Source organism: Microbacterium sp. PI-1 (assembly GCF_004337555.1).
GTDB classification, from domain to species: Bacteria; Actinomycetota; Actinomycetes; order Actinomycetales; family Microbacteriaceae; genus Microbacterium; species Microbacterium aurugineum.
In genome coordinates, this window is the sequence record NZ_SJYZ01000001.1 from 268340 (window position 1) to 291469 (window position 23130).

At 67.4% G+C, this 23130-nt stretch carries 23 protein-coding genes and 1 tRNA gene; 15 read left to right on the forward strand and 9 right to left on the reverse strand.

The window, feature by feature from the left end; genetic code table 11:
- Positions 1-20 precede the first annotated feature (20 nt).
- Both E0W80_RS01275 and E0W80_RS01280 read right to left on the reverse strand, forming a co-directional pair.
- Positions 21-608 (reverse strand): histidine phosphatase family protein, encoded by a 588-nt coding sequence (locus tag E0W80_RS01275; RefSeq protein ID WP_131491003.1) that lies wholly within the window; start codon positions 606-608, stop codon positions 21-23.
- Positions 605-1444: a Sir2 family NAD-dependent protein deacetylase gene (locus tag E0W80_RS01280; RefSeq protein ID WP_131491004.1), complete on the reverse strand. Its 840-nt coding sequence runs from the start codon at positions 1442-1444 to the stop codon at positions 605-607. Before E0W80_RS01280 ends, E0W80_RS01275 begins: the two co-directional genes overlap by 4 nt.
- A gap of 98 nt (positions 1445-1542) precedes the next feature.
- Between E0W80_RS01280 and E0W80_RS01285 the strand changes: the two genes are divergently transcribed.
- The gene (locus E0W80_RS01285) at positions 1543-2343 is read left to right on the forward strand and encodes an RNA methyltransferase (RefSeq protein WP_131491005.1); all 801 of its coding nucleotides are present in this window, start codon (positions 1543-1545) and stop codon (positions 2341-2343) included.
- Positions 2344-2346: 3 nt separating this feature from the next.
- On the opposite strand, the gene E0W80_RS01290 is transcribed toward E0W80_RS01285, so the two are convergent.
- Positions 2347-3174, reverse strand: a complete 828-nt coding sequence (locus tag E0W80_RS01290; RefSeq protein ID WP_131491006.1) for an SGNH/GDSL hydrolase family protein — start codon at positions 3172-3174, stop codon at positions 2347-2349.
- A 149-nt stretch (positions 3175-3323) separates the two neighbouring features.
- On the opposite strand from E0W80_RS01290, the gene E0W80_RS01295 reads away from it, so the two are divergent.
- Together E0W80_RS01295 and E0W80_RS01300 are read left to right on the forward strand one after the other, a co-directional pair.
- The gene (locus E0W80_RS01295; protein ID WP_131491007.1) at positions 3324-5066 is read left to right on the forward strand and encodes a DEAD/DEAH box helicase; all 1743 of its coding nucleotides are present in this window, start codon (positions 3324-3326) and stop codon (positions 5064-5066) included.
- 155 nt (positions 5067-5221) lie between these two features.
- Positions 5222-6319 carry a VIT1/CCC1 family protein gene (locus tag E0W80_RS01300; protein ID WP_047519620.1) on the forward strand — a complete coding sequence of 366 codons (1098 nt, stop codon included), beginning with the start codon at positions 5222-5224 and terminating at the stop codon, positions 6317-6319.
- Positions 6320-6508: 189 nt separating this feature from the next.
- Here E0W80_RS01300 and E0W80_RS01305 read toward each other — a convergent pair.
- A tRNA-Leu gene (locus E0W80_RS01305) sits at positions 6509-6591 on the reverse strand.
- 111 nt (positions 6592-6702) lie between these two features.
- On the opposite strand from E0W80_RS01305, the gene E0W80_RS01310 reads away from it, so the two are divergent.
- Positions 6703-7998 carry a M20/M25/M40 family metallo-hydrolase gene (locus E0W80_RS01310; protein ID WP_131491008.1) on the forward strand — a complete coding sequence of 432 codons (1296 nt, stop codon included), beginning with the start codon at positions 6703-6705 and terminating at the stop codon, positions 7996-7998.
- Between the two features lie 42 nt (positions 7999-8040).
- Positions 8041-8865: an undecaprenyl-diphosphate phosphatase gene (locus E0W80_RS01315; protein WP_131491009.1), complete on the forward strand. Its 825-nt coding sequence runs from the start codon at positions 8041-8043 to the stop codon at positions 8863-8865.
- Positions 8866-8872: 7 nt separating this feature from the next.
- Here the strand turns inward: E0W80_RS01315 and E0W80_RS01320 are convergent, their stop codons facing one another.
- Entirely contained in the window at positions 8873-9721 is an 849-nt protein-coding gene (locus tag E0W80_RS01320) for a PAC2 family protein (protein WP_131491010.1), read from the reverse strand.
- Between the two features lie 90 nt (positions 9722-9811).
- On the opposite strand from E0W80_RS01320, the gene E0W80_RS01325 reads away from it, so the two are divergent.
- The 9 genes from E0W80_RS01325 to lnt are packed head-to-tail and all read left to right on the forward strand — an operon-like array spanning position 9812 to position 19508.
- Positions 9812-10495: an HAD family phosphatase gene (locus E0W80_RS01325; protein ID WP_256536394.1), complete on the forward strand. Its 684-nt coding sequence runs from the start codon at positions 9812-9814 to the stop codon at positions 10493-10495.
- The gene (locus E0W80_RS01330) at positions 10492-11511 is read left to right on the forward strand and encodes a tRNA (adenine-N1)-methyltransferase (RefSeq protein WP_131491011.1); all 1020 of its coding nucleotides are present in this window, start codon (positions 10492-10494) and stop codon (positions 11509-11511) included. Before E0W80_RS01325 ends, E0W80_RS01330 begins: the two co-directional genes overlap by 4 nt.
- Positions 11512-11521: 10 nt before the next feature.
- Complete coding sequence (locus E0W80_RS01335; RefSeq protein ID WP_131491012.1) at positions 11522-12433, forward strand: hypothetical protein; 912 nt, start codon at positions 11522-11524, stop codon at positions 12431-12433.
- Complete coding sequence (locus tag E0W80_RS01340) at positions 12433-13425, forward strand: WYL domain-containing protein (RefSeq protein WP_131491013.1); 993 nt, start codon at positions 12433-12435, stop codon at positions 13423-13425. Before E0W80_RS01335 ends, E0W80_RS01340 begins: the two co-directional genes overlap by 1 nt.
- The gene (locus E0W80_RS01345) at positions 13422-14405 is read left to right on the forward strand and encodes a WYL domain-containing protein (RefSeq protein WP_131491014.1); all 984 of its coding nucleotides are present in this window, start codon (positions 13422-13424) and stop codon (positions 14403-14405) included. Before E0W80_RS01340 ends, E0W80_RS01345 begins: the two co-directional genes overlap by 4 nt.
- A 44-nt stretch (positions 14406-14449) precedes the next feature.
- Positions 14450-14686, forward strand: coding sequence for a twin-arginine translocase TatA/TatE family subunit (tatA, locus tag E0W80_RS01350; RefSeq protein WP_047519604.1), 237 nt, complete (start codon positions 14450-14452; stop codon positions 14684-14686).
- A 57-nt stretch (positions 14687-14743) separates the two neighbouring features.
- On the forward strand, positions 14744-15502 hold the full coding sequence (gene tatC / locus E0W80_RS01355; protein WP_131491103.1) for a twin-arginine translocase subunit TatC: 759 nt from the start codon (positions 14744-14746) through the stop codon (positions 15500-15502).
- Complete coding sequence (locus E0W80_RS01360; protein ID WP_131491015.1) at positions 15499-17973, forward strand: DEAD/DEAH box helicase; 2475 nt, start codon at positions 15499-15501, stop codon at positions 17971-17973. The genes tatC and E0W80_RS01360 overlap by 4 nt, the downstream gene beginning before the upstream one ends.
- A gap of 11 nt (positions 17974-17984) precedes the next feature.
- Positions 17985-19508 carry an apolipoprotein N-acyltransferase gene (gene lnt / locus E0W80_RS01365; protein ID WP_131491016.1) on the forward strand — a complete coding sequence of 508 codons (1524 nt, stop codon included), beginning with the start codon at positions 17985-17987 and terminating at the stop codon, positions 19506-19508.
- Here the strand turns inward: lnt and E0W80_RS01370 are convergent.
- The 4 genes from E0W80_RS01370 to E0W80_RS01385 all read right to left on the reverse strand — a co-directional run bounded on the left by E0W80_RS01370 (position 19505) and on the right by E0W80_RS01385 (position 22197).
- Positions 19505-19888 carry an RNA polymerase-binding protein RbpA gene (locus tag E0W80_RS01370; RefSeq protein WP_131491017.1) on the reverse strand — a complete coding sequence of 128 codons (384 nt, stop codon included), beginning with the start codon at positions 19886-19888 and terminating at the stop codon, positions 19505-19507. The two genes, lnt and E0W80_RS01370, sit on opposite strands and share 4 nt — an antisense overlap.
- A gap of 124 nt (positions 19889-20012) precedes the next feature.
- On the reverse strand, positions 20013-20789 hold the full coding sequence (locus E0W80_RS01375; RefSeq protein WP_131491018.1) for a glycerophosphodiester phosphodiesterase family protein: 777 nt from the start codon (positions 20787-20789) through the stop codon (positions 20013-20015).
- Positions 20786-21715, reverse strand: a complete 930-nt coding sequence (locus E0W80_RS01380; protein ID WP_052193254.1) for an SPFH domain-containing protein — start codon at positions 21713-21715, stop codon at positions 20786-20788. Before E0W80_RS01380 ends, E0W80_RS01375 begins: the two co-directional genes overlap by 4 nt.
- Before the next feature lie 8 nt (positions 21716-21723).
- The gene (locus E0W80_RS01385) at positions 21724-22197 is read right to left on the reverse strand and encodes an NfeD family protein (protein ID WP_047519596.1); all 474 of its coding nucleotides are present in this window, start codon (positions 22195-22197) and stop codon (positions 21724-21726) included.
- Between the two features lie 122 nt (positions 22198-22319).
- Between E0W80_RS01385 and E0W80_RS01390 the strand changes: the two genes are divergently transcribed.
- Positions 22320-23084 (forward strand): SDR family oxidoreductase, encoded by a 765-nt coding sequence (locus E0W80_RS01390; RefSeq protein ID WP_047519594.1) that lies wholly within the window; start codon positions 22320-22322, stop codon positions 23082-23084.
- Positions 23085-23130: the final 46 nt, after the last annotated feature.

Consider the following 23130-nt stretch of genomic DNA (forward strand, 5'->3'; position numbering starts at 1 on the left):
CAGCGCGCACGAGGATCAGCTCAGAGGACCGGTGACTCCTCCAGCAGGCGCAGGTACCCGGGGGCCGCGACGAAGCGGTGTACGGAGCCGTTGCGCAGGACATCGCCCTCACGGGGGAGCGTGCCACCGGAGACGTGGTCGATCACCGCGCGGATCACGCCGCCGTGCGCGACGACCAGAACGGACTCCGCCTGCGGAGCTGAACGGCGCCGCGCTTCGCGGTCGATCGAGTGGAGCGCGGCGATGGCGCGCACACCCACCTCGTGCAGCGTCTCCGCACCCGGCACCTCGGCGTGCCAGTCTCCGTAGGTGCGGATGTAGTCCTCGACGAGCAGCCCTTCGCCGTCGCCGAATTCACGCTCACGGATGTCCGGGACGACGGCGGCGAGCTCCAGTCCGAGCCTGTCCGCGATGATCTCCGCCGTCTCCCTGGCCCGAAGCAGCGGACTCGAGTACACGGCGTGATGGGTCGTCCCCGCGAGCTTCTCCGCGGCCCAACGTGCGTCTTCCCGACCGGTCTCGTTCAGCGGGATGTCGGTCGATCCCTGGATGCGCCGTGCGAGGTTCCAGTCGGTCTGGCCATGGCGGACGAGCGTGAGGTAGGTCACGTGAGGAGCTCCTGGAGTGCGGGGAGCACGTCGCTGGTACCTGCGGCGATGGTGAGATCGGCCCAGGTGTCCGCACGCGTCGGCTCCCGGTTGACGATGATGAGGGGGATGCTGCGGCGGCGGGCGCGCTCGACGAGGCGCACCCCTGAGTTGACCACGAGCGACGAGCCGGCGACGATCAGGGCGGAGCTGGAGCGGAGCAGCGACTCGGCCGCGCGGAAGCGGTCCTGCGGCACGTACTCGCCGAAGAAGACCACATCCGGCTTCAGCATCCCGTCGCACACCGTGCACACCGGGACGATGAAGCCGTCCGTGCTCTCGGGGAGGACGTCGCCGTCGGGCGCGAGAGCGATGTTCTCGGGGACGGTGATCCAGGGATTGCGTTCCTCGATCTGCACGGCGATGTCGCGGCGATCGAAGACCTGGCCGCAGTGCAGGCAGAGCACCCGGCGCATCGTGCCGTGCACCTCGATCACGTGGGAGCTTCCGGCACGCAGATGCAGTCCGTCGACGTTCTGGGTGATGACCCCGGACACTTTGCCGGCGGCTTCGAGTCGAGCAAGAGCTGTGTGCCCGGGGTTGGGGGCGGCACTGGCGAAGGCACGCCAGCCCAGATGCCCGCCCACCCAGTAGCGTCGCCGCGCCGCTTCGTCGCCGAGATAGGTCTGGATCGTCATCGGGTCGCTGCGCGTTCGGGCTCCCTCGCCGCGGTAGGCGGGGATGCCCGAGTCGGTGGAGATGCCTGCTCCGGTCAAGAGGGCGATGCGCTTGCCGTGCAGCAGCTCTGCGGCGTAGGCGACGGTGGCCGACAGCTCGGCGGTGTTCGACACGCTCACGGGGACCTCCTCGAGCGAGTCTACGGTGTGGCGTCGACGGGGGATCGCGCGAGACGCCCCCTGCGCGCGTCGAGCGCGGCGGTGGCAGAGTGGGAGTCGTGCAACTGTTCCCGGTGACCGACGTCCACGATCCACGCCTCGACGACTACCGCGGGCTCACGGACACGGCTCTCAGAGCACTGAATGAACCGGCGGGCGGGCTGTACATCGCGGAATCGACGAAGGTCATCGCCCGGGCGATCGCCGCCGGACACCTTCCGCGCTCCGTCCTGGTGCAGGAGCGCCGGGTGGAGGACATCCGTGCGATCGTCGGTGCCTTCGACGTGCCGGTGTACGTCGTCCCCGACGAGGTCGCCGAGGCCGTCACCGGCTTCGCCGTGCATCGCGGGACGATCGCGTCGATGCACCGCCCGGAGCTGCCGTCCGTTCGCACGGTGCTGGAAGGGGCGACGCTCGTCCTCATCCTGGAGAACATCGGCGATCACACGAACGTGGGGGCGGCCTTCCGGGCGGCGGCCGGACTGGGCGCCGATGCCGTCCTGGTGTCGCCGGGTGGCGCGGATCCGCTGTACCGGCGGAGCGTCCGAGTCAGCATGGGAACGGTGTTCCAGGTGCCGTGGACACGCATCGTCGACTGGGGCTCCGCGGTCGAGGACCTCCACGCCGCCGGGTTCGACATCGCCGCGCTCGCCTTGCGCGATGATGCCGTGTCGCTCGATGCGTACGCAGCCGCACGGCCGGAGCGCGTCGCACTCGTGATGGGCTCCGAGGGGGACGGTCTCTCCCGGACGGCGCTCGACGCGGCCGATCACATCGTCACGATCCCGATGAGCGGGGGAGTGGACTCGCTGAACGTGGCATCGGCGGCCGCGGTCGCGCTCTGGGCGATGCAGCGCTGAAGCTCAGTCCCTTTCGGGCAGCACGACCGGCGAGGGCTCGGGCCGCTTGGCGGCGATGTTGTCGCCGGATGACTGGTGCCGCAGCCGACGGAGCACCCACGGGACCAGATGCTCCCGTGCCCAGCCGAGGTCTTCCGACCGCGCCTCCCGCCAGGTCCGCAGCGGGAAGGGCTCGGGCTGCATGGACTCGAGATCGTTCGGGACGTTGAGGGCGCGCAGCACCATCCGGGCGACTTCGTGGTGGCCGAGTGCGTTGTAGTGGAGGCGGTCGTCGTCGAAGAAGCGCATGTCCTGCACGACCTTGAGCGCCCACTGGTCGGCGACGATGCAGTCGTGGCGCTCGGCGATCGCACGGACGTTCTCGTTGTAGATCGCGACCTTCCCTCGGAAGGCGCGGAAGACCGGCGTGAAGCCGGTGTCGATTCCGGTGAAGAGCAGCACTGCCGCCCCCGTCGAAGCGAGGCGGGCGACGGCGTCGTCGAGTTGGCTGGCGATCGCATCCGGATCGGTGCCCGGGCGGATCACGTCGTTGCCGCCGGCGCAGATGGACACGAGGTCCGGGCGCAGCGCCACCGCGGGCTCGACCTGGTCGGCGACGATCTGCGCGATCAGCTTGCCGCGCACCGCGAGGTTCGCATAGGCGAAGTCGTCCACCTGCGCGGCGAGGACTTCGGCGACGCGGTCAGCCCAGCCGCGGTGGCTTCCCGGATGTGCCGGATCGGGGTCGCCGATCCCCTCGGTGAACGAGTCGCCGAGTGCCACGAACCGGCGCCACGGATGCGCCGTCTCGTTGGGTACATAGGGGGTCCGAGTCGAATCCTGGTCGGTCATCCAGCTCTCCTTCGCGAACGTTCCGCGGAGCGGCGGTGGCCGCAGCGCAGTGACAGATCCTACCCCGAGGGACCCACTGATGGGCGGGGCGCGCGCGGGGGAGTGCGGCGAGTGACGCAGTGTCGTCGGCAACGATTATCGTGGAGTCGATGCTCTCTCCGTCCTTTCCTCAGCGTGCCCCATGGGGAACCGCGAGCAAGCTGCGTGCCTGGCAGCAGGAAGCGCTGGACCAGTACTTCCGCGACGACCAACGGGACTTCCTCGTCGCGGCCACACCCGGTGCCGGCAAGACCACCTTCGCCTTGACTCTCGCGGTCGAGCTGATGCGCACGGGCGAGGTCAATCGGATCATCGTCGTCGCGCCGACGGAACACCTCAAGACGCAGTGGGCGGATGCCGCGTCGCGGGTGCACATCCGCCTCGATCCTCGGTTCCGCAACAGCGACTGGGCACCGGCGCGGCACTATCACGGTGCCGTCGTGACCTACGCACAGGTCGCGGCGAAGTCCTCCGTGCATCGGCATCTGACGGAAGACGCGAAGACCCTCGTGATCCTCGACGAGGTGCATCACGGCGGGGATGCGTTGAGCTGGGGAGACGCCATCCGCGATGCGTACGGCCCCGCGAAGCGGCGTCTGCTGTTGTCGGGGACCCCGTTCCGAAGCGATACGGCACCGATCCCGTTCGTCGAGTACCACCCCGACGAGTCCGGTGCGCGCGTCTCACGCACCGACTACAACTACGGCTACGGGCGGGCGTTGGCGGACGGCGTCGTGCGGCCGGTGCTGTTCCACATGTATGCCGGAAAGATGCGCTGGCGCACGACCACGGGCGACGAGCTCGAGACGCATCTCGGTCAGGACAACACGAAGGATGTGACGTCGCAGGCCTGGCGCACGGCACTCGATCCCGAGGGCGACTGGATGCCCGCGGTGCTGTCCGCAGCGGACCGACGCCTCACCGAGATCCGCCACCACGTTCCCGATGCCGGCGGGCTCGTCCTCGCCACGGATCAGACGGTCGCGCGCGCCTACGCGAAGATCCTCCACAGCATCACACGTCAACAGCCGACGATCGTGCTCTCCGACGACGCCACGGCCTCCGAACGCATCGAGAAGTTCAGCGCGAGCACGGACCGGTGGATGGTCGCCGTGCGCATGGTCTCGGAAGGCGTCGATGTGCCGCGGCTCGCTGTCGGCGTGTATGCCACCTCCTCCTCGACGCCTCTGTTCTTCGCGCAGGCCATCGGTAGGTTCGTGCGAGCCCGGCGTCGCGGTGAGGCCGCCAGTGTGTTCCTGCCGCAGGTGCCTGTGCTCATGGGCCTGGCGAACGAGATGGACAAACAGCGCGATCACGCGCTCGACCGTCAGTCGAAAGAGGAAGACGGTCTCGATGATTCGTTGCTCGAGAGTGCGAACCGGGAAGAGGAGACGTCTGACGCGCTGACACAGGAGTTCAGCTATCAGGCGCTCTCCTCGGTCGCCCACTTCGATCGTGTCGTGTTCGAGGGCCAGGAGTTCGGTCAGCTGGCCGAGCCGGGTACGCCGGAGGAAGAGGAGTTCATCGGATTCCCCGGGCTCCTCGAACCCGAGCACGTGCATGAGCTGCTCATGCAGCGACAATCGCGGCAATCCCGGTTGCGGGAGGCTCGGGAGGCCTCCGCTGGCCCTGCCGAGACGACGACGCTGCCCCCGCCGCTTCACCGCACCCTGAAGGAGCAGCGACAGCTGTTGAACAGCCTCGTCGGCCTGTACGCCCGGCAGAAGGGCGAACCGCACGGCGCGGTCCATGCCGAACTTCGGCGGATCTGCGGCGGCCCCGCGGTCGCACAAGCCACGGTGACGCAACTGCAGTCGCGCATCGAGGTCCTGCGCAAGCGCGTGCGCTCCTGAGCTGAGCGATCGGTGCGTGTCGGACGCGACCTCGTGCCGCCCGATTCGGATCCCCGAAATGCTGTCAATCCGCGTCTGAGCGAGGTGTCGGCGGGGCGGTCCGGATAGCGTGGAACGGTTGCCCGCGCCCGGGCATTGCCCGTTCTGGAGGATCCATGACAGCGCCCGCTGCCGACACCCCGACCCCCGCCGACCGTCGGCGCTGGGCCCGCTATCTCGTCGAGGAGCGCGCTGAGGGCTCCGTCTACCAGAAGCTCGCAGCCCGACGCACGGGGGAGGAGCGGGAGATCCTGCTCAGCCTCGCTGATGCGGAACGTCGACACGAGCAGCACTGGCTCGATCTGCTCGGAGCGGAGCCCGAGAAGCTCCCCCGGGCGGGTGTCCGGTCGAGGATGCTCGGCTGGATGGCCGGTCGGTTCGGATCGATCTTCGTGCTGGCCCTCGCGCAGAACGCCGAAGCGCGTTCGCCGTATGACTCCGAGCAGTATGCGACCCCGGCGATGCGTGCCGACGAGAAGGTCCACTATGAGGTCGTCCGTGGACTCGCGGCTCGAGGTCGACGGCGCCTCTCCGGCTCGTTCCGCGCTGCCGTCTTCGGTGCCAACGACGGCCTCGTGAGCAATCTCGCTCTCGTGCTCGGTATCGGCGCGACCGGGGTCAGCTCGGGATTCGTCCTGTTCAGCGGCATCGCCGGCCTCCTCGCCGGTGCCCTGTCGATGGGCGCGGGAGAGTTCGTGTCCGTGCGGTCGCAGCGCGAGTTGCTCGCAGCCACCGCCGCCAACGACGATGCCACGGCGTCCGCGGGAGACCTCGACATCGACGAGAACGAACTGGCGCTCGTCTATCGCGCGCGCGGCATGGAACAGGAGGAGTCGCTGGCTCGCGCTCGGCGTATCGTCACCGCCGCGCAGGCCGGGGTACGCGGAGCCGCGACCGGCCCGATCAACGCCCAGCGCGCGGACGACCATGAGATCGTCGGCAGCGATTGGACTGCGGCGGTCTCGAGCTTCCTGCTGTTCGCCTCCGGCGCGATCATCCCCGTGCTGCCGTGGATCTTCGGGCTGGAGGGGACGAACGCGATCGTCGTCGCACTGGTGCTGGTCGGCATCGCGCTGCTGAGCACCGGCGCCATGGTCGGGGTGCTCTCGGGCGGACCGCCCTTGCGGCGCGCACTCCGTCAGCTCGCGATCGGCTTCGGAGCGGCAGCGATCACCTATGTGCTCGGCGTGCTCTTCGGCGTCGGGGCAGTCTGACCGATCCAGGCGAGGAGATCGTGATCGTCAGAGCGCCGTCCTCGTCACGGATGATGCCCGGGGTGCGGTCTCCGATCGAGTATCCCGCGATCGGATCGCCGACCAGGTAGCGACCACGATCGAACCGGAACGGGAACGAAGAAGCCCCGGAGCATTCCTGGCGAACCAGTCATGCTCCGGGGCTGTCTGTGCGCGGAGGGGGACTTGAACCCCCACGCCCTTACGGGCACTACGACCTCAACGTAGCGCGTCTACCATTCCGCCACCCGCGCAGGTGTTGGATGATCGTTGCCGACCGAAGAATGACATTACCACGTCCTCAGCGGGCACTCGAACCGAACCATACGCCCGGGCGTGGCGCGTGGTTTCGATAGCCTGGAGCCATGACCGATCCGTCTCTTCCGGAGGTCGCGCGCGTCGCGAGCGACCTGATCCGCTTCGACACATCCAACTTCGGCGGAGGGAACGCGAAGGGCGAACGCGAGGCCGCGGAGTACGTCGGGTCCTACCTGGAAGCGTTGGGGCTCGAGGTCGAGTACTACGAACCCGTTGCGCGGCGCACCAACGTGATGGCGCGGGTGCCCGGGCGCGACCGCGACAAGCCTGCACTGGTCGTCCATGGGCACCTCGACGTCGTGCCGGCAATGGCCGAGGACTGGAGTGTCGACCCCTTCGCCGGCATCGTGCAGGACGGCATGCTGTGGGGGCGCGGCGCCGTCGACATGAAGAACATGAACGCGATGATCCTCACCGCAGTCGCCGACATCCTCCGCGCCGGAGAGCGCCCGGAGCGCGATCTGGTGCTGGCTTTCTTCGCTGACGAAGAGAACGGCGGTGTCGAAGGGTCGGCGCTCGTCGTGCAGAACCGACCCGAGTGGTTCGCCGGGGCGACGGCGGCGATCAGCGAAGTCGGTGGCTACTCGATCACGGTGGACGACCGTCGGGCGTACCTGCTGCAAGTCGGCGAGAAGGCCCTGATCTGGATCCGTCTGGTCGCGAAGGGTCGCGCGGGACACGGGAGTCGCCTGCACGACGACAACGCGGTCACGAAGCTCGCCGAGGCGGTGGCGGCGATCGGTCGCACCCGGTGGCCGATCCGCCTGACGCCGACCACGACGGCGCTGCTCGAAGGGCTCAGCGCGCTGAGCGGACGCAGCGTGGACGACCCCGACGCCCTCGCGGAAGCCGCGGGACCTGCCGAGGCGTTCCTGCGTTCCTCGTTCCGGACCACCACGAACCCCACGGTCCTCAGCGCGGGATACAAGCACAACGTGATTCCCGAGCGCGCGGAGGCGCTCATCGATGTCCGCGTGATCCCCGGGACCGAGGACGACGTGCTCGCCGAGCTTCAGAGCATCGTGGGGGACGACATCGAGATCGAGACGGTCGTGCGAGACATCGGCATGGAGACCCCGTTCGAAGGCGAACTGGTCGAGGCGATGGTCGCGAGCATCGGGCGTCACGACCCGGGCATCCCGGTGATCCCGTACCTCCTGGGTGCGGGCACCGACAACAAGGCACTGGCCTACCTCGGGATCACGGGGTACGGATTCGCACCGCTGAAGCTCCCCACCGATCTCGACTTCACAGGGATGTTCCACGGAGTCGATGAACGAGTGCCCGTAGAATCGCTTGTCTTCGGCCAGCGTGTGCTGGCCGATCTGCTGCGCACGTACTGAGCGCCGGCCGCTCCGTGCCGCGATGACACCGAAAGCCCCTCCATGCACCTGTTCGAAGCACTGATCCTGGGCATCGTCCAGGGACTCACCGAGTTCCTCCCGATCTCCTCCAGCGCCCACCTCCGTATCCTCGGAACCTTCCTTCCGTCAGGGGAGGACCCGGGCGCGGCCTTCACCGCCATCACCCAGATCGGCACCGAGGCGGCTGTCGTCGTGTTCTTCTGGCGCGATATCGTCCGCATCATCACGCAGTGGTTCCGATCCCTCGTCGGCAAGGCCCCGCGCAACGATCCGGATGCCCGCATGGGGTGGATGATCATCATCGGCAGCATCCCGATCGTCGTCCTGGGTCTGCTCTTCCAGGACCAGATCGAAACCGTCCTGCGGTCGATGTGGATCGTCGCGATCATGCTCATCGTTTTCGGAATCCTGCTCGGCGTCGCCGACCACATCGGTGCGAAGCGTCGCAAGCTCAACGATCTGACCTACCCCCACGGCGTCGCCTTCGGATTCGCTCAGGCATTGGCGCTGATCCCCGGGGTCTCCCGCTCGGGTGGCACCATCACCATGGGGCTGTTCCTGGGCTACGAGCGCGCTGCTGCCGCGCGCTATGCCTTCCTCCTGGCGATTCCCGCCGTCTTCGGCAGCGGTTTCTACCAGGTCTTCAAGAGCTGGGACGAGCCGTCGTTCTTCTCGTTCGGGGACACTCTCGCGGCCACCGGCATCGCCTTCGTGGTCGCGCTCGGGGTGATCGCGTTCTTCATGAGCTGGATCTCGAAGCGCAGCTTCCTGCCGTTCGTGATCTACCGGATCCTGCTGGGCACGGTATTGCTCGTGCTGCTCGGGACCGGGGTGATCGCGGCCTGATCCGGCGTCAGCGCTTGCGGTCGCCCGGTCCGTCGTCGCGGCGACGGAGGTAGCGCTCGAAAGCCTGCGCGATCGCGTCGCCGGAGGCTTCGGGGGAGTCCCAGGTGTCTCGGGTGCGCTCGAGCTGGCGGATGTACTCGGCCATGTCCTCGTCATCGGCCGCTGCCGCATCGATCGAGGCTTCCCAGGCGGCGGCCTCGGTGCGGAGCGCCTGGCGGTCGACGTCGACGCCCGTGAGCTCCTCCAGCCGATCCAGGAGAGCGAGCGTCACCTTCGGTGAAGGCGTCGCCGAGGCAACGTAGTGGGGGACGCTGGCCCAGAGGCTTGCCGTGGGGATTCCCGCGTTCTCGGCGAAGTGCTCGAACACGGTGAGGATCCCGACCGGTCCCTCATAGAGCGAGCGATCGAGTCCGTGCGCCTCACGGACCTGCTCGTTCTGACTGGACGCGAAGATCGAGATCGGCCGGGTATGCGGAACATCCGAGAGCATCGCACCGAGGGTGACGAATCCCGTGATGTCGTCGCGCAGAGCGACGTCGATGAACTCCGAGGCGAACGCCTGCCAGGTACGTGCCGGTTCGGCTCCCGTGAGCAGCCAGAATTCCGGGCCGGGCGCGGGGTTCCGTGGGCGCCAGAGTCCGGCTTCCGGCCAGGTGAGCTGGCGGCGGCCCTCGGCATCCATGCGAGTCGACGGTCGCGTGTACTGGTAGTCGAAGTAGAGCTCGGGGTCGACCGAGTGCACGAGGTCGTACTCCGTCGATGTGCGCAGTGCCTCTATCGCAGCGCTGGCGGCTTCACCCGCATCGTTCCAGCCGTCGAAGGCGGCGATGACGATGCGCGGACCGAGAACATCCATCGAGGGCTCCCTTCGAGTTCGCAGATGTGATCCTTCCAGGCTAGTCCGCGACGGCGGGATGCGGGTGGCACCCCGGCTAGCATGGGTTCGGTGAGCAGAAAGCCCAGCGCAGTCCTGTGGGACATGGACGGAACACTCGTCGACACCGAACCGTATTGGATGGCCGCCGAGACGGCGCTGGTCGAGTCCTTCGGCGGATCATGGAGCCACGAAGACGCATTGCGACTCGTCGGCAGCGGTCTGATCGACAGCGCCGTGATCCTGCAGAACGCGGGTGTGGCGATGGAAGCCGAGGCGATCGTCTCGCACCTGACCGACGTCGTGCAGCAGTCGCTTCGCACTCAGGGTGTCCCGTTCCGGCCTGGCGCGCGCGAACTGCTCCGTGATCTCCGGGACGCGGGAATCCCCACCGGTCTGGTGACCATGTCACTGCGCCGGATGGCACTGGACGTCGTGGAATTGATCGACTTCGAGGCGTTCGACATCGTCGTCGCCGGTGATGACGTGGAGAACCCGAAACCGCATCCGGAGCCGTATCTGCAGGGGGCGGCACTCCTGGACGTCGACATCGCCGAGGCCATCGTCATCGAAGACTCGCCCACCGGGGTGCGAGCGGGGCTTGCCTCGGGCGCAGTGACGCTGGCGGTGCCGCACATCGTGCCGCTGGACGGACTCGGTGCGCACGATCTGTGGGCGACACTCGCCGGACGTGGCGCCGACGATCTCACCGACCTGTTCGACAGCCACAGCGCCGCGACGGGAGCGATCCGATGACCGATACCGCCGCGCCGCGGCCGAGCGGCCCGTTCCGCGCGGGCGATCGTGTCCAGCTCACGGGACCCAAGGGACGCCTGCACACCGTGACGCTCCGCGAGGACGGAGAGCTCCACACGCATCAGGGTGTTCTGCGCCACCGTGACCTGATCGGGCTTCCGGACGGTTCCGTCGTGGCGAACAGCTCCGGGCACGACTATCTGGCGCTCCGGCCTCTGCTGCGTGACTTCGCGATGTCGATGCCGCGCGGCGCGGCGATCGTGTACCCGAAGGACGCCGCCCAGATCGTCATGCAAGCGGACATCTTCCCTGGGGCGACCGTGGTCGAAGCAGGTGTCGGTTCCGGTGCGCTGTCGTTGTCGCTGCTGCGCGCGGTGGGTCCGGCAGGGAAACTGATCTCGTTCGAGCGCCGCGAGGACTTCGCCGATGTCGCGCGCGCGAACGTCGAGACCTTCTTCGGTGAGAACCCGGACACCTGGCGTGTCGTCGTGGGAGACCTCGTCGAAGCCCTGCCGACCGAGGTGCCGGCGGCATCCGTCGACCGCGTCGTGCTCGACATGCTCGCGCCGTGGGAGTGCATGGACGCCGTCGCCGACGCGCTCACCCCGGGTGGAGTGGTCCTCTGCTACGTGGCGACGGCGACGCAGCTCTCGCGAGTCGCGGAGTACATCAGGGGCACCGGGCTCTTCACCGACCCGGACGCGTCGGAGACGATGGTCCGCGGATGGCACGTCGAGGGACTCGCGGTGCGCCCCGACCACCGGATGGTCGCCCACACCGGCTTCCTCCTCACCGCGCGCCGACTCGCCCCGGGAGCGATCGCTCCTTCGGTCAAGCGCCGTGCGTCCAAGAGCAGCTACGGCGACGAGGACGTGGAGGCCTGGACGCCGGGAGCCGTCGGCGACCGCGAGATCAGCGACAAGAATCTGCGCAAGCGCGCGCGGGAGGCCGAGAAGGCGGCAGAGGGGGCGCGCCTGGCGGCCGCTTCGCGCGATTCCTCGCACCCGACGGAATAGACTGGAGCGCGTGCGTAAAACGTCCGCCGTTCTGGCCTCCCTCAGCCTTGCCGTCCTCGCCCTGACCGGCTGCGCCGTCGCGTCGCCCGACAGTGCTGCCGCCTGTGATCGTGGCACCGACGACAAGGTCTTGAACATCGCCGACGTGAGCGGTGACCTCGGCTCGGTTCCCGACGTCGACGTCTTCGGCCCGGTCAAGACGGACGAGACCTCGTTCGCCGACGTCACCGTCGGGGACGGTCTGGCACTCGGATCGGACTTCCAGCCCGTGGTGCTCGATATCGCCTTCTTCGGCGGAGACAGCGGCAAGGCTCTGTACAAGTCCGAGTTCAACGGCGACCCGAGCCGCGTGCACAGCATCGACTACTGGGCTCAGCGTTCCGCGGGTCTTGCAGACGTGCTGGAGTGCGCCACCAGTGGCAGCCGTGTCCTCGCCGTCCTGACTCCGGAGGACTTCGGGGCCCAGAACGTCCAGGCGTTCGGACTCGACGAGGGGGAGAACATCGTCGCGGTCATCGATGTGCTCGATGTCATGCCGTCGAAGGCATCCGGTGCGTTGCAGTTCAACGACGCGCGCGGCCTTCCCAGCGTCGTGCGGGCTCCCGACGGCACACCCGGCATCATCGTCCCCGACGTTCCGGCGCCGACCGAGATCGTCACGCAGACGCTGATCAAGGGCGATGGTCCGAAGGTCGAGGAGGGCGACATCGTGGTCTCCAATGTCATGGGCGTCGACTGGGATGAGAAGACCGTGACCACGTCCTCGTGGGGCAAGGACGCGAGCGTGAGCGTCGCCGCCGAGCAGATGGTGGGCGCCACCGTCGGTTCGCAGCTCCTCGTCGTGTTCCCCGCAACAGAGAGCGCTCCCGCCACCGCGATCGTCGTCGACATCCTGGGCGCAGTGGCGGCGCCGACGCAGTGATGGCCGCCCGTATCCCCGCGGAGGAGCGCCTGACGAATCTCGTCGTGGCGCTGATGGCCACGGAGATCGGGCTGACGAAGCAGCAGATCCTCGACAACGTCTCCGGCTACCGCCAACGAGCGGAAGCGGGCACGCGTTCCGATGCGCTCGAGAAGATGTTCGAACGCGACAAGGACGAGTTGCGGACACTCGGTGTACCGATCGAGACGATCGGTGACGCCGCTGATCCGAACGATCTCCGCGAGGCCCGCTACCGTATTCCGCAGGCAGAATACGACCTTCCGAGTGACATCGTGTTCTCTCCGGCGGAACTGGCAGTGCTGCGTCTCGCCGGCAGCGTCTGGAGCGCGGAGTCTGTTTCCGGGGATGCACAGTCCGGCGTGCGCAAGATCCGCGCTCTCGGGATCGACGGTGACGAGCCGATCATCGGCTTCGCCCCACGCATCACGGCGCGTGACGCGGCGTTCGCTCCTCTCCAGGATGCGATCGAGCGCTGTCGGGTCGTGACGTTCGACTACCTGAAGCCCGGCGAGGAGGCGCCGCGGCGACGGCGCATTCGTCCCCTCGCCCTCGTCGACTACGAGGCTCGGTGGCATGTGTTCGGGATCGATGTCGATGTCGATGAGGACCGGACGTTCCTGCTGGGCCGGATCGTCGGAGACGTCAAGGTGAGTTCGACGGGCTTCGATGCGTCCCTGCGCGACGGTGCGGGGGAGAGTGCTCTCGCCGGGCTCGAACGCGTCGCGTCGGAGAACTCGGCATTGCTCGAGGTCACGCCCGGCACCGAAGCCGCGCTCCGCCTCGGACGACGCGCGGTTCCGGCGACGCAGGGGATCCATGTTCCCTTCGTCGATCTGCACATCCTCGCGGATGAGCTGGCGTCCTACGGCCCAGAGGTCCGCGTGGTCGAGCCCGCCCCGCTCCGCGATGCGGTGATCTCCCGGCTCCAAGCAGTCGTCGATGCGCATGCTGATGCGGAGGACGCAGGATGAATCCGAAGCCCAAGCCGCTTCTCGCCGCCGAACGGGTCCGGCTCTATCTGACGCTCGTCCCCTATCTCCTCGAACACGGCCAGGTCTCGCTCGCGGAAGCGGCGGAGGAGTTCGGCGTCACGCCGCAGGAGATGCGCGGGATGGTAGAGAAGCTCACCGTCATCGGGCTTCCCGGGGAGTCCGGGTACTGGCAGCAGCCGCAGGAGATGTTCGACATCAACTGGGACCTGCTCGATCTCGAGGACGTCATCGAGATCACGAACGACGTCGCGCTGCGGCGAGTGCCTCGGTTCACCGCTCGTGAAGCCGCGGCCCTGCTCGCAGGCCTCCAGATGGTCGCGGCCGTGCCCGCGGTGTCGGATTCCGGACTCGTCGCGGGTCTCATCTCGAAGTTGTCCCGTGGCGCCGCCGATGCGCCCGCAGATGTCGTCGTCGCGCCGAGCGCGGTCGACGAGGTCCGCGAAGCGGTCGCGCGTGGTCTTCACGACGGTGTCGCGATCTCCTTCACCTACCAGGCCCCTGACGCCGCCCCGACCACACGCACGGTCGACCCGATGCAGATCCTGATCACCAACGGGCAGTGGTACCTGCAGGGGTGGTGCCACCTGCGTCAGGCGATGCGCACGTTCCATCTCGATCGTGTGAGCGCGCCCCAGCTGACGCAGATCCCGATCACCCACGGCGGGGATCACGTACCTGAGGCGTTCGCCGGTCTCGACGACGAGCGCGAGGTCACGGTGCGCGTGCCGGAACGCCTCGCCCCGCTGCTGGCCGGATTCGTCCCCACGGGGGAGCTCGAGGTGGTAGACGGTTTCGTGGCCACGCAACTGCACCTCGCCGACCCGCGCGGGATCAAGCGGCTCGCGGCGCGCTTCGGCGGGGCGATGGAGGTCATCGATCCCGGTGTCGCACGCACGGCCACCAGGGAGTGGGCCGCCTCGGGACTCGCGCTGTATCACCAGCCCGATGCGAAGAATTGATCTGTAGACTGAATCGAACGCTCACCGACGACGGGAATCCTGACATGTTCGCTGGAATGCAAGGCTGGCACCTGCTTATCGTGCTCGCCGTGATCCTCCTTCTGTTCGGTGCCGCCAAGCTGCCGGCGCTCGCGAAGAGCATGGGCCAGTCCGCTCGCGTGTTCAAGGGCGAGATGAAGGCGATGAAGGAAGAAGACGCGACCCGCGCAGATTCGACCGTCGCCGACCCCACCTCGGCCAAGGACTCGGGCGCTGACCCTGAGACTCCGCCTCGCGCCTGACCGGCCGTGGCAGCCATCGAACCGTCCGTGATGCCGAAGGCGGATCGGGATCGACGGATGTCGCTCGGCGCGCATCTCGTCGAACTGCGCAAGCGTCTGATGTACGCGGCGCTGGCACTCGTGGTCGGGATGGTCATCGCGTTCATCGTGGCGGACCCCGTGATCCACTTCATCACGGAACCGATCCGTATCATCACGGAGAAGCGCGGCGATAATTTCAGCGCGTTGAACTTCGGTACGGTCACGTCGGCGTTCGACATGCGCATGCGTATCGCCTTCTCCATCGGTCTGTTCATCTCGGCGCCTGTGTGGCTCTGGCAGATCTGGGCGTTCATCATGCCCGGACTGACCCGCAAGGAGATCAAGTACACCGTCGGGTTCGTCGTCGCGGCGGTTCCGCTGTTCTTCGCCGGCTGCTATCTCGGCGTGATGATCATGCCGCACGTGATCGAGCTCATGTGGAGCTTCACCCCGGACGGCGCAACCAACTTCTACTACGCGCAGGAGTACTACGACTTCGTCTTCAAGCTGATGATCGTGATCGGCGTCTCCTTCGTGCTCCCCGTGTTCCTGGTGGCGCTGAATCTGTCCGGGGTCATGTCGGGCCGGGCGATCCTGAAGGGATGGCGTGTGGCCATCCTCATCGCGACCGTGTTCGCGGCCCTGGCGACGCCGGCAGCCGACGTGGTCAGCATGCTGATGCTCGCCGGAATCCTGATCGTCCTGTTCTTCGCCGCCGCCGGACTGTCCCTCATCTTCGATCGGCGAAAGCGGAAGCGCGACGATGCGTCAGGGCTCCTGCCGGACGCGGTATGAGTTCACCTTCCGAGAAGTACGCCCGGGCGCGCCAGGCGGCCGAGCACCCGGAGTCGTCCGCGTTCGCGGCGTTGCAGAAGTTCCAGCTGGATCCCTTCCAGGTGGCGGGGTGCCACGCGCTCGAGAACGGACGCAGCGTGCTCGTCGCCGCACCGACCGGAGCAGGAAAGACGATCGTCGGCGAGTTCGCGATTCACCTCGCGATGCAGACGCCGACCGACAAGGCGTTCTACACGACACCCATGAAGGCCTTGTCGAATCAGAAGTTCCGGGAGCTGGTCGACGTCTACGGCGCCGATCAGGTGGGACTGCTCACCGGCGACACCAACATCAACGGCAATGCGCGCATCGTGGTGATGACGACCGAAGTCCTGCGCAACATGATCTACGCCGACTCCACGGCGCTCCGGGATCTCCGTTACGTGATCATGGACGAGGTCCACTACCTCGCTGACCGTTTCCGCGGCGCTGTCTGGGAAGAGGTCATCATCCACCTGCCTGCGCAGGTGCGGCTGGTCTCCCTGAGCGCCACGGTCTCGAACGCCGAGGAGTTCGGGGACTGGCTCGACACGGTGCGCGGCGACACCGAAGTGATCGTCTCCGAGATCAGGCCGGTGCCGTTGGAGCAGCACGTGCTCGTGCGGGACGACCTGCTTCCCCTGTTCGATGACCGCGCCGGCCTCGCCACGGCCCAGGTCAACCAGGAGTTGATGCGCATCCGCTCATCGACCACGTCGACGTATGACAACAACCGACAGGCGCAGGCGTATCGGAGCAACCGGCATGCGGGCCGACAGGCGCAGCGCCCTTCCCGAGGAGGCCGCCGTCCCGTCCGTGCCGCGAATGCGCGCCGGATCGAACGGATGGATCGTCCGGATGTCGTGCGCCTTCTGGAGCGCTCGAACCTCCTCCCGGCGATCTTCTTCATCTTCAGTCGCGTGGGGTGCGACGCGGCCGTGCAGCAGGTGCGTCGCTCCGGCGTCCGTCTGACGTCGACGGAGGAGAGAGCTGAGATCCGGGCCATCGTCGAGGACCGCACCCGCACCCTCCAGGACGAAGACCTCGACGTCCTGGGCTACTGGGAGTGGCTGGACAACCTCGAACGCGGTGTCGCCTCTCATCACGCCGGTCTTCTGCCCGCCTTCAAGGAGGTCGTGGAAGAGCTGTATCAGCGCAAGCTCGTCAAGGTGGTGTTCGCGACCGAGACCCTGGCTCTCGGCATCAACATGCCGGCGCGTACGGTCGTGCTCGAGAAGATGGAGAAATTCAACGGCGAGGCACGCGTCGCGATCACGTCGGGGGAGTACACACAGCTCACCGGTCGCGCCGGACGCCGTGGCATCGACGTCGAGGGCCACGCCGTCGTGCAGTGGACCGAGGGGATGGATCCCCAGGCTGTCGCTGCCCTCGCGTCACGACGCACATACCCCCTGAACTCGAGCTTCCGTCCGACGTACAACATGGCCGTGAATCTGATCGACATGTTCGGCAAACCCCGAGCGCGGCAGATCCTCGAGTCGTCCTTCGCGCAGTTCCAGGCGGATCGTGCTGTCGTCGGCCTCGCTCGGCAGGTGCGCGAAGCCGAGGAGTCGCTCGCCGGTTATCAGAGTGCGATGGCCTGTGAGCACGGGAGCTTCCCGGAGTACGCCGCGATCCGCCGCGAACTGAGCGATCTCGAGAAGAAGAACCGCCAGGACTCCCAGGCGCCACGGGCGTCACGGGACAAGCGGATGAAGCGCATCCAGACCCTGCGTACGCAGATGCAGCGCCACCCGTGCCACCGTTGTCCCGACCGCGAGGCTCATGCCCGCTGGGCGGAGCGCTATTGGAAGCTCAAGCGCCAGACAGACCGGATCCGGCGCCAGATCGAGACACGCACCGGAACGGTCGCGCGGGTGTTCGACCGCGTCGTCGAGGTCTTGGAGACACTCGACTACGTGACGCATGATGGTGCGGACACGACGCTGACGGATGCCGGACGCACGATGCGCCGCATCTACGGCGAGCGGGATCTGCTGGTGGCCGAGTCCCTGAGACAGGGTCTCTGGGCGGGCTTGGATGCTCCTTCGCTGGCAGCCATGGCCTGCTGCCTCGTGTACGAACCGCGACGCGATGAAGCCAATTCGGGGGAGCGCGGCCTGCCGCGTGGCGCATTCCGCACCGCCTACGAGAAGACCACCACACTCTGGGCGGAGCTGGACGACCTGGAACAGGACCACCATCTTCCCGGCAGTGAGCCTCTCGCCGCCGGTCTGGCGGGTGCCATGCATGCCTGGGCGCGCGGGGGAGCACTGGACCGCGTCCTGATCGACGCCGACATGGCAGCGGGAGACTTCGTGCGCTGGGCCAAGCAGACCATCGATCTGCTGGATCAACTCTCGATCGTCGCGGAGGATGCCGCGCTGGCGCGTACCGCGCGGAGCGCTCTCGACGGAGTCCGCCGCGGCATCGTGGCCTACTCATCGATGTGAGGGTGGACACGATGCCCGAACGCCCCGCTCCGCAGCGCGCCCTTCTCCCGCTCTGGGCGGCCGTCCTCACCGCGGGCGTCGCCGCCGTCCTCATGGACCTGGCGTATCCGGAGGCAGCCGTCTGGGTTCTCGCTTTCCCCGCCGTGGGGCTTCTGCTCGTCGCGCTGATCGGCCGTCGCTTCGGTGGCGCTCTGCTCGTCGGACTCGTGTACGGAATTCTCTTCTTCGCGCTCATGGTGTCGTGGACGTCGCGCTACCTCGGTCCGATCCCCTGGGGTGCGCTCAGTGTCGTCGAAGGCGGACTCACCGCGTTCGCCCTCATTCCGATCGCTCTGGCCTACCGGTGGCTGCCTCGTGCCTTCCCCGGTACCGCAGGGCGCCTCCTGGGGCTTCCGGCTGTCGTGGCCGCTCTCTGGGTCGGCAGGGAGCTCTTCGTCGGCTCCTGGCCCTACGGCGGCTTCCCATGGGCCCGGCTCGGCATGAGCCAGGCCGAGAGCCCGCTCGCCCCCGTGTCCTCCTGGCTCGGGGTCAGCGGACTCAGCTTCCTGATGGTGCTGCTGGTCGCGATGCTGGTCGAGGTGGTGCGGCTGCGCCTGTGGCGGCGGCCGCTGCGATTGTCGGCACCGACCGTGGCCATCCTCGTGCTGCTGTTCACCCCGCTCTTCCCGACCTCGCCGTCGGGCTCGATGCGGATCGCGGCAGTGCAGGGGAACGGCCCGACGGGATACTTCGATGAGCGCGAAGCGTTCGCCGTGATCCAGGCGCAGACGGACGCCACCGCACCTCTGTACGGAGAAGACGTCGACCTGCTCGTGTGGCCGGAAGGGTCCTTGGACGCCGATCCGTTCCAGAACGACGCGATCGCCCGGCGGATGACGCTCGTCTCGAACCGCATCGATGCGCCTCTGCTCGCCAACGCGGCGACGGGGCGCGATGACGTCTACTTCAACACGTCGATGCTCTGGACGGCCGACGGCACGGCTACGCAGCTGCACGACAAGAGACATCCGGTCCCGTTCGGCGAGTACGTTCCGGATCGTCCCTTCTTCAACGCGCTGGCGCCCGATCTGATCGGTCTGATCCAACGGGAGTACACGCCCGGATCCAACCCGCCGGTCGTCGACGTGGACGGCGTCACGATCGGCCTGGCCATCTGCTTCGACGTCATCTATGACGACGTCATCTGGGAAGGCCTGAACGACGGCGCAGAGGTCCTGGTGTTCCAGACCAACAACGCGGACTTCCGCGGCACCGACGAGAACCTCCAGCAGCTCGCGTTCGCACGGATGCGGGCGATCGAGACCGGTCGCAGTGTCGTGAACGTGTCGACGGTCGGCACCAGCCAGGTCATCCGCGCGGACGGTTCGACCGTCACGAGCCTCGATGCAGGAGAGGCCGGTGCGATGCTCGACGATGTCGAACTTCGTACCGGCCTCACAGCGGGTGTGCTCCTGGGCCCCGTCATCCAGCAGCTGCTGCTCTGGGTCGGTGTCGGCGCGCTCCTCTTCGGGTGGTGGCGCGCCAGGGGGCGTTAAGCCCCGATCTTCTCCCGCGTCGGGTCTTCTCCTGCACCGCGACGGGCGCGGATGAAGGCGAGGCGCTCTTCCAGGAGCTCCTCGAGCTCCGCTCGCGTGCGGCGCTCCATCAGCATGTCCCAGTGGGTGCGTGCGGCCTTCTCATCGCTTGCTTCGAGCGTCACGGCCTCGCCGTCGACGTTCAGACGGGCTTCCGCGCCGCACGCACGGCACTCCCACGTCTGGGGCGGCTCGGCGTCCGCTGCGAACATCAGGTTCGTGAAGTGTCCGCACGTGTCACAGGTGTAGGTCGTTTCGCGGCGCTCCATGAAAACGACGCCCTCTTCGCTCTGTAGGCTCTGGGCGCCGAGCCGGATGCCGCGCAGGCTGCGATCTGCCATTTTGTGGTCCTCTCGTCGCTGTCAGGTATAACGCTCCAGCCTGTGCGCTTCATCCACGCGGGCGACTTCGCGGCGGAATTCACAGCCGAATCCCAGCGCCGGAGGTTATGGGGCGCGTCGGCGACTACTTCGCAGAGAGCGTGGCCAGTGCGATGTCGGCACGGTCGGACACGATGCCGTCCACTCCGGCCGCAACGAGTCGGAGCATGTCGATGGGGTCGTTCACGGTCCAGACGTGGATCTCGACGCCGCGGCGGCGGGCGGCGCGGAGCAGGGCCGGGGTGAGTACGGTCAGCTTCCCGTGGCGCTCCGGGATCTGAAGCGCATCGATGTCTTCGAGCACACGACCGGGGGAGAGGTGCAGTGCGGAGAGTGCTCGGAGAGCGGCGATGGTGCGGCTCCCCCCGGAGGTGGCCGGTCGGAGCGCGGCGCCCGCCTTCAGCACGGACGCGACCGTGCCACGGCGATTGGAGTCAGAGAAGCTCGTCACCAGCACGCGGTGAGTGTGGTTGGCGAGGATCGGCCCGAGTGGCTCGACAGCGGCGGACGTCTTCACGTCGACATTGAAACGGACCTCGGGAAACGAATCGAGTGCCTCCGAGACGGTGAGCAACCCGCCATGGTCGGCGAACATCTCGCGCAGTTCGCGCGTGCGCACGTCGCGGACGGCTCGCTTGTCGCCCAGGAGGCGATCGAGTGTCGAATCGTGGAACAGCACGACGTCACCGTCGGCGGTCACCTGGCAGTCGGTCTCGACGTACTCGGCGCCGGCGGCATGGGCGGCGGCGATGGCTGCGGCCGAGTTCTCCCAGACGCCCGAGTCCTCGCCGGCCGCGGTGATCAGACCGCGGTGGGCGAGGACTCGGGGATGCCGTGCCTTCGAGAAGTACGGGTGCGTCACGCGCCCGGCAGTGTGTTGGTCGGGCCCTGGCCCGGCTTCGGGGTGAATGCGCTGCCGATGCCCTTGAGCGCCTCGGTGAGTTCGCTCGGGATGATCCACAGCTTGTTGGACTGGCCTTCGCTGATCTTCGGGAGCATCTGCAGGTACTGGTAGGCGAGCAGTTTGTCGTCCGGCGCACCCTGATGAATGGCGCTGAAGACGTTCTGGATCGCTTCGGCTTCACCCTGGGCACGGAGCACCGCAGCCTGCTTGTCGCCCTCTGCCCGGAGGATCTCGGCTTGACGGGAGCCCTCCGCTTCGAGGATCGCCGACTGCTTGGTGCCCTCGGCGGTGAGGATCGCCGCGCGACGGTCACGCTCGGCGCGCATCTGCTTTTCCATGGAGTCCTGGATCGAGATGGGCGGGTCGATCGCTTTCAGCTCGACGCGTCCGACACGGATGCCCCACTTGCCCGTCGCCTCGTCCAGCACGACGCGCAGCTGGCCGTTGATGTTGTCGCGACTGGTGAGTGCCTCTTCGAGGTTGAGCCCACCCACGACGTTACGCAGGGTGGTGGTGGTCAGCTGCTCGACGGCACCGAGGTAGTTCGCGATCTCGTAGGTGGCGGCGCGGGCATCGGTGACCTGGAAGTACACGACGGTGTCGATCGAGACGACGAGGTTGTCCTCGGTGATCACCGGTTGCGGCGGGAACGAGACGACCTGCTCGCGCATGTCGATGAGCGGACGAAGACGGTCGATGAAGGGGACCAGGATGTTCAGACCTGGCGTGAGCGTCTTGTGGTAGCGCCCGAGGCGCTCGACGACGCCGGCAGTCGCCTGCGGAATGATGCGGATGGCCCGTGCGACGGTGACCACCACGAAGATGATCACGGCGATGGCGAGGATCCATCCGATCGCTGCGGGGATGAACGATGCGTCGTCCACGGGAACTCCTAGTCGTTGACGGGTCGGACGATGGCGGTGGCGCCGTTGATCACGCTCACGGCGATCGGCGCCCCCGAGGGAATCGGAACGGGGGTCGAAGTCCGCGCGGTCCAGGTGTCGCCGTTCGCGAGCTTCACTTGCCCGGAGATCTGGGTGATCTCACTCAGGGCCACACCGCGCAGGTCGAGAAGGGCGTCGACGTTCGATTTCGTCGGATCCTCCCCGCGGTGCAGACGCTTGAGCAACGGGGGCCGGAGGAAGAGGATGAAGACCGCCGCAGCGGCCGCTGCGATGATCACCTGCACCCACACCGGCACACCCAGCAGATCGGTCACGAGACCGACGACGCTGCCGAAGGCGAGCATGAGGAACGTGAAGTCCAGCGAGAGCATCTCGATGACGAGGAAGACGGCGATCAGGACCAGCCAGCCGATCCAGGCCCATTGGTCGATGAACGTGACGAATGTCGTGAAGTTGTCCATGCGGCCTCCTTTCTGGTCAACGTACCACGCGGAGGCCCGCCCATCGGGGTGCCCCGGCGCGCGCTTGATAGTGTGAGAGGGCCGTGCGATCACGGCTTTTTCACGCATCATGAGGAGTCACCGTGACCGACGTTCTTCCCGCAGGATCCCTCGAAGGCAAGGTCGCGCTTGTCACCGGTTCATCACGCGGGATCGGCGCCGACACCGTGCGCTACCTCGCCGAGGCCGGCGCCGATGTGGTCATCAACTACCGCAACAAGGCGCCGCGTGCGGAGAAGCTCGCCACGCAGCTGCGCGAGCTCGGTCGCCGCGCGCTCGTCGTCGGCGCGGATCTCACCGATCCGGCCTCGGTCGCCGAGATGTTCGAGGCGGTCCGCGCTGAGTACGGACGCCTCGACGTGCTGGTGCTCAACGCGTCCGGTGGCATGGAGTCGGGGATGGCGGAGGACTACGCGCTCACGTTGAACCGTGACGCGCAGCTGAACGTGCTCGAGGCTGCGACGCCGCTGCTCGGAGACGGTGCACGGGTGGTCTTCGTCACCAGCCACCAGGCCCACTTCATCCGCACCACGCCCACGATGCCGGAGTACGAGCCGGTCGCGCTGTCGAAGCGAGCCGGGGAAGACGCGCTTCGTGAGCTCATCCCGAGCCTTGCCGAGAAGGGGATCGGCTTCACGGTCGTCTCCGGAGACATGATCGAGGGAACGATCACTGCGACCCTGTTGGAGCGGGCGAACCCCGGCGCGATCGCCGAGCGGCGGGAGTCGGCAGGCAAGCTCTACAACGTCTCCGAGTTCGCTGCCGAGGTGGCCAAGGCCACGGTCGATCCTGTTCCGGCTGACAACACACGCCTGGTCGGCGATGTGAGCGCGTTCGCCGCGGAGTGACCTCCGACCTACGGAACGGCCCCGTCCTGCTGGATGCAGGACGGGG